Source organism: Metabacillus sp. RB-C-LZQ-3-1 (genome assembly GCF_058315175.1).
This window is the reverse complement of sequence record NZ_JBZFLI010000055.1, coordinates 1-1,438: the sequence shown is the minus strand read 5'-3', so window position 1 is coordinate 1,438 and position 1,438 is coordinate 1. Positions and strand designations below refer to the sequence as shown.

The window sequence follows — 1,438 nt, the reverse complement described above, 5'->3', positions numbered from 1 at the left end:
TGAACTGCACCAAAATTGTTAGACACAAAACTAACAATGGAGGTGCAGTTTTTTTATATGGCTAAATTCACATTCGAGGACAAGTTATGGGCAGTAAAAGAGTATGAAAAAGGATCTCTTTCATATCGTGATATTGCTAATAAGCTAGGTACTCATCATAAGTCAATACAAAAGTGGGCAAATCTTTATGTTGAATATGGAGAAGATTCCTTAAGAAAAAGTTACACAAATTACTCTGCTGCGTTTAAAATGGAGGTACTCAAATATATGGACGATAATTGGGCATCTCTTAATGATACAGCGGTGAAGTTTAAAATTCCCGACCCCTCAACCATCAGTGCTTGGAGGAGAGCTGTTGATACAGAAGGAGCGGAAGCCCTCTTACCCAAAAAGAAGGGGCGACCTCCCATGACAAAAGAAAGAAAGAAGAACGATTTAACCAACGAAACAAATGAATCCCTTATCCAAGAAGTAGAACGTTTACGAATGGAGAATGCATATCTAAAAAAGTTGAATGCCTTAGTTCAGGAACAGAAAAAATTACAACAAAAATCAAAGCGCAAGTAATTTTTGAACTAAGGAATGACTATAAAGTCGCTGAGCTGATCAAGGTAGCTGGGATTAAAAGAAGTACGTATTATTATTGGACAAAACACATGGACCGTCCTGATAAATACGCTAAGGTTAAAGAGGCAATACAAGAGATATATCACCAACATAAAGGTCGTTATGGACATCGTAACATAAAAAAAGAGCTTGATAAGAGAGGGTTAAATCATGATCCGAAGACTGTCCTCAAGCTTATGAACCTGCTTGGAATTAAGTGCCAAGTTCGTATGAAGAAATATAAGTCCTATCGCGGAAATGTGGGGAAAGTTGCGCCTAACGTTCTGAAGCGGGATTTCAAAGCGGATAAACCTAATCAGAAATGGGTAACGGATGTAACAGAATTTAGTCTTTTCGGACAGAAACTCTATTTATCTCCTATACTTGACTTGTTTAATAGTGAAGTCATCTCGTATACAGTAAAGTTCCGACCTACTTTTGATTTAGTAGGAGGCATGCTTGAACAAGCTTTAGAGGTCTTAAATCCAGAGGATAAATTAATCCTCCACTCAGACCAAGGATGGCATTACCAGATGGCTAAGTACCAGAAAACCCTTAAAGCCAAGAATATAACACAAAGCATGTCCCGAAAGGGAAACTGTCTCGATAATGCCGTTATTGAAAACTTCTTTGGCATCCTTAAAACAGAACTCCTCTATCTACAGGAGTTTAAAAGCATTGATCATTTTATAGAAGAATTACACAATTATATATACTACTACAACAATATACGAATGAAGGCAAAGTTAAATGACCTGAGTCCTGTAGAATACAGGTCTCAGGTCCAGCAAGCTGCTTAAGGTATATTGTCTAACTTTTTTGGTTCACTTCA

1 protein-coding gene is annotated in these 1,438 nt (G+C 37.3%); it reads left to right on the top strand.

Features of this window, described 5'->3' with window-relative positions; all coding sequences use genetic code 11:
* Positions 1 to 57: 57 nt before the first annotated feature.
* Positions 58 to 1,406 (top strand): IS3 family transposase gene (locus AC4GZ8_RS26325; RefSeq protein ID WP_491084836.1). Its coding sequence is split into 2 segments (ribosomal slippage): positions 58 to 502 and positions 502 to 1,406, totalling 1,350 coding nucleotides; the frame shifts between segments, so codons are not numbered across the junction.
* Positions 1,407 to 1,438 lie beyond the last annotated feature (32 nt).